The sequence below is a fragment of the Agromyces humi genome (assembly GCF_009720255.1).
GTDB classification, from domain to species: domain Bacteria; phylum Actinomycetota; class Actinomycetes; order Actinomycetales; family Microbacteriaceae; genus Agromyces; species Agromyces humi.
This window is the reverse complement of the sequence record NZ_WJSP02000270.1, coordinates 1-5,209: the sequence shown is the minus strand read 5'-3', so window position 1 is coordinate 5,209 and position 5,209 is coordinate 1. Positions and strand designations below refer to the sequence as shown.

The 5,209-nt window shown below is 72.6% G+C and carries 2 protein-coding genes; both read left to right on the top strand.

Annotated elements, in window-relative coordinates:
- Window positions 1-78 precede the first annotated feature (78 nt).
- The gene (locus tag GH736_RS16765; RefSeq protein WP_159605370.1) at window positions 79-2,748 is read left to right on the top strand and encodes a DUF4062 domain-containing protein; all 2,670 of its coding nucleotides are present in this window, start codon (window positions 79-81) and stop codon (window positions 2,746-2,748) included.
- Window positions 2,745-5,209: ATP-binding protein (locus GH736_RS16760; protein WP_159605368.1), on the top strand; the 2,465-nt coding region annotated here is incomplete at its 3' end. The genes GH736_RS16765 and GH736_RS16760, both read left to right, overlap by 4 nt.

Sequence of the window (5,209 nt, the reverse complement as noted above, 5' to 3'; positions counted from 1 at the left end):
CGAGGCCGAGGAGGCCGGGGCGGCCGAGGCAGCGCCGGCCGAGGCGGACCGAGCGCCGTCCGTCGAGCCGGTGACCTGATGGTTGCCGGGCCGTCGATCCGCACCCCCGACCAGCGGCTGCGCGTCTTCGTGAGCTCGACCTTGAAGGAGCTCGAGCCCGAACGACGGGCGGCCCGGACGGCGATCGAGCGGCTGCGGCTCGCGCCGGTGATGTTCGAGCTCGGCGCGAGGCCGCACCCGCCACGACAGCTCTACCGCGCCTACCTCGACCAGAGCGACGTGTTCGTCGGCATCTACTGGCAGGAGTACGGATGGGTCGCGCCAGGAGAGCAGATCTCGGGCCTGGAGGATGAGTACTGCCTCGCGTCCGCCGACATGCCGAAGCTGATCTACGTGAAGCAGCCGGCCGAGCGGGAGGAGCGGCTCGGCGGCCTGCTCGCCCGCATCCGCGACGACGACACCGCCTCGTACACGCCGTTCTCGAGCGCGGACGAGTTGGCCGAGCTCGTGACGGCGGACCTCGCGACGCTGCTCGCCGAACGGTTCGACGCCTCACGGCCGGCGGCGACGCAGGCACCGGATGGAACAGCGACGGCGACGGCGACGACCGGGGCGACGGCGACGACGGCGCAACCCTCGCCCGCGGGCCGCCTCCCGGTGCCCTTCTCCGACGCCGTCGGCCGCGAGGGGGATGTCGCGACCCTTCTCGGGTGGCTCGGGGAGGACTCACGACGACTGGTGACGCTCGTCGGTCCGGGCGGAATCGGCAAGAGCCGCCTCGCGATCGAGGTCGCCCGCAACGCTGGGGCGCGGTTCGACCGGGTGACCTTCGTCGCACTGGCGCAGGTCCGTGACCCCCATGAGGTGCTGGGTGCGATCGCCCGTGAGCTGGGGGTGCGCGACTCGGGCGACGCCCCACTGACCGAGCAACTCGGCATCGCGCGGGCCGGACGCCGCGACCTCATCGTGCTCGACAACTTCGAGCAGATCGTCGATGCCGCCCCCGACGTCCTCTCGCTGCTGACCGACCTGCCCGGTGCGACCTTCCTGGTGACGAGCCGGGTCCGGTTGCGCGTGCGCGGAGAACAGGTCTTCGACGTTGAGCCCCTCGGCCTGCCACCCGAGCCCTCCGAAGCGCCGATCGGGATCATCCTGGGGTCGCCGGCCGTGCAGCTGTTCCGCGATCGCGCGCGCGCCGCCGATCCGAGGTTCGACGTGACCGATGACAACGTCGAGGATGTGGCCCGCATCTGCCGCGCGCTCGAGGGCGTTCCACTGGCGATCGAGCTCGCCGCCGCCCGCATCCGGGCTCTCACGCCCGCCGCCATGCTCGCACGCCTGGACCGGGTGCTGCCGCTGCTTGCCACCGCGGCGCGGGACGTGCCCGAACGCCAGCGGACGATCCGGGCGACCGTGCAATGGAGCATCGACCTGCTCGGCGCGGACGCGCACGCGCTGTTCGTGCGGCTGGGGGTCTTCGCGGGCGACTTCAGCCTGGATGCCGTGGAGGCCGTCACGGCCGGCGAACCATGGGCCGCCGACCTGCTCGGCACCATCCTCGAGCTCGTCGACGGCAGCCTCCTGCGGCAGCACGACGACCATGGCCTGTCCCTCTTCTCCATGCTCGTACCGGTTCGCGAGGTCGCCGCCGCCGGGTTCTCCGACGATCCCGGTGCCGATGCGGTACGGCGCGCGCATGGCGAGTTCTACGTGCGCCTCGCCTCCGCAACCGAGTCGGTGCTCCGCGGCGAGACCCAGCCGGCCGCACTCGATCGACTCGAGGCGGAGCGCGACGACATCAGGGCGGGGTTCCGCCATCTCATCGCGATCGGCGAGGTCGACGTCGTCGCCGATGCCGTCTGGCGGCTCTTCCTCTACTGGTGGATCCGGGGACTGCTGCATGAGGTGAAGGCCTGGATGGAGATCGTGCTCGGATCGGGTCGACCGCTGTCACCACGCACCCGCGCGGTCGCGCTCGCGTTCTCGTCGATGGTCGCGCTCTTCCAGCCGGATGCGAAGATCACGACCGAGCCCGTGGAAGAGGCCGTCCAGCTGTTCCGCACGATCGGCGACGAGTTCAGCGAGGGGCTCGCCCTCTCGATCGCGTCGCTGTCGTACATGTCGGTCACCCCTGCCGACCTCGACCGTGCCGAAGCGCGACAGCGTTCGGCCCTCGGGCTGGACGCCGTGCAACGTGACGGGACCTTCCACTCGCTGTTCCTCTCGGGGCTCGGACGCGTCCTCCTCCTCCGCGGTGATCTCGCCGGCGCGACGGACTGCTACGACCGTGCCCGGCGAATCGCCGAGCGCACTGCCGACCGGTTCGCCGAGATCCTCGTGCTGACGCAGGTCGGATGGGCTCGTCTCGCGGCGGGCGAATCGCACCCCGAGCCGTTCGCGCGTGCGCTGGAGCTCTCGCTCCTCCTGAGGAACGACGACGGCGACGCCTACGCGCTCGAGGGACTCGCCGCATGCGCGGCCGCCTCGGACGATATCGAGCGCGCCGGCCTGCTCCTCGGTGCCGCCGACGCCTTGCGGGCCCGCACGGGCATCAACGACCAGCGTTCGTACGTGACGTACCAGTCGTTCGTCGACACCGTCCTCACCACCGACCGCGCCGCGGAGTTCGAGGCGGCACGCGTCGTGGGTCGACGGATGCCGCGAAGTGCCGTGCTGGAGCTCGCGCTCGGCCGCGAGGCGGTCGGCGCCGCCGCGGGCACTCCTCGCGCGACGGACGTGCGCGCATGACCACCGCGGCGTCCATCCGCACCCCCGACCAGCGGCTGCGCGTCTTCGTGAGCTCGACCTTGAAGGAGCTCGAGCCCGAACGACGGGCGGCCCGGACGGCGATCGAGCGGCTGCGGCTGGCGCCGGTGATGTTCGAGCTCGGCGCGAGGCCGCACCCGCCGCGCGACCTCTACCGCGCCTACCTCGGCCAGAGCGATGTGTTCGTGGGCGTGTACGGGCAGCAGTACGGATGGATCGCACCAGGCGAGGAGGTCTCGGGGCTCGAGGACGAGTACCGGCTCGCGCCCGGCGACATGCCGAAGCTCATCTACGTGAAGCGGGCCGGCGAGCGAGAGGAACGCCTGGCCGAGCTCCTCGGCCGGATCCGGGACGACGGCACCGCCTCGTACACGCCCTTCTCGACCGCCGACGAGTTGGCGGAGTTGATCGAGTCCGACCTCGCCACACTGCTCGCCGAGCGGTTCGACGCGTCGCGGGGCGGGCGCGCGTCCGGAGCTGGGGTCGCCGGCGACGAGGCATCCGCCGCCGCCGGGCCCGCCGCCACCGCACCGACCGGACGCATCCCCGCCCCGTACACCGAGGCGGTGGGACGGGAGTTCGAGGTGACGGCCCTGCTCACCTGGCTCGCCGACGACGCCCAGCGGCTGATCACGCTCGTCGGTCCTGGCGGCATCGGCAAGAGCCGCCTCGCGATCGAGGTGGCGCACCAGGCGGGGCCGCCCTTCGACCGGGTGACGTTCGTGACTCTCGAGCACGTGCGCGACCCCGCGGACGTGCTCCCGGCCATCGCCCGTGAACTCGGCGTGCGCGACGCCGGTGACCGCCCGCTCTCCGAGCAGCTGGGCATCGCCCGGGCCGGACGGCGCGACCTGATCGTGCTCGACAACTTCGAGCAGGTGCTCGATGCCGCGCGCGACCTCGTGACGCTGCTCACCGACGTGCCCGGCGCGACGTTCCTCGTGACGAGTCGTGCGCGGCTCAGGGTGCGCGGCGAGCAGGTCTTCGACGTCGAGCCGCTCGCCCTGCCGCCCGACCTCGCCGATCCGGCCGACGACGCGACCGTCGACGAGATCCTCGCCGCCCCCGCGGTTCGCCTCTTCCGGGACCGCGCACGGGCAGCCGACCCCCGGTTCGAGGTGACGCCCGAGAACGCGGCGGACGTCGTCCACATCTGCCGCGCGCTCGAGGGCGTGCCCCTGGCCATCGAGCTCGCGTCGGCCCGCATCCGCGCGCTCACCCCGGCCGCCATGCGCGCGCGGCTGGATCGCGTGCTGCCGCTGCTCGTCACCGCTGCGCGCGACGTGCCCGAGCGCCAGCGCACCATCGAGGCGACCGTGGAGTGGAGCATCGACCTGCTCGGCGACGACGCCCGGGCGATGTTCGTGCGCCTCGGCGTCTTCGCCGGTGACTTCAGCCTCGACGCGGTCGAGGCGGTGACCGCAGGCGCCCCGTGGGCGACCGACCTGCTCGGCACCCTGCTCGAGCTCGTCGACGGGAGCCTGCTGCGCCAGCACGGCGACGCCGACGTGCCACTCTTCTCGATGCTGGTGCCGGTGCGGGAGATCGCAGCGGCCCGCTTCGACCGGGATCCGGATGCCGCAGCAGCGCGCCGCGCGCACGCGGACCACTACGCGCGCCTCGCAGCCCGGATGGAGCCGCTGCTGCGCGGGGCGACCCAGGTGGCCGCCCTCGACCGCCTCGAGGCGGAGCGCGACAACCTGCGCGCCGCCTTCCGGCACCTCATCGCCGTCGACGAGGTGGATGCGGTCGCGGACGCCGTGTGGCGGCTGCTGCTGTACTGGTGGATCCGAAGCTACCTCCCCGAGGCGAAGACGTGGACGGAGGACCTCCTCGCGGCGGCCCGACCGTTCTCGACGCGCACTCGGGCCATCCTGCTCGCGTTCCCCTCGTGGGTCTCGCTGTGGCAGACGGATGCGGAGATCAGCACGGAGAAGCTGGAGCAGAGCGTCCGGCTCTTCCGGGAGATCGGGGACGAGTTCGGGGAGGGCCTGACCCTGACGGTGCTGTCGCTCGCCTACATGTCGGTGGAACCGCCCGACCTCGAGCTCGCGGAGGCCCGCCAGCGTGCGGCGCTCGACCTCGAAGGCGGCCGGGACCCGAGCTTCGACGCGCTGTACCGGGGCGCGCTCGGGCGCATCCGGCTGCAGCGCGGCGACCTGGCCGGTGCGATGACGCTGTTCGAGCAGTCGCTCGACGAGGCGGTGCGGGCGCAGGACATGTTCGTGGAGAGCATCGCGCTCACCCAGGTGGGGTGGGCGCAACTCGCCCTCGGCCAGGACGCGAGCGAGGCGTTCCTGCGCAACCTCGATCTCGCCGTGCGGCTGCAGAACGACAACGGGATCGCGTTCGCGCTGGAGGGGGTGAGCGCGTCGGTGGCCACGACCGGCGACCTCGAGCGCGCCGGCACGCTGCTCGGAGCGGCCGACGCGCTGCGCGCCCG

Coding starts and splice junctions, on each gene's coding strand:
- GH736_RS16765 (WP_159605370.1), top strand. CDS start 79: ATGGTTGCCGGGCCGTCGATCCGCACCCCCGACCAGCGGCTGCGCGTC.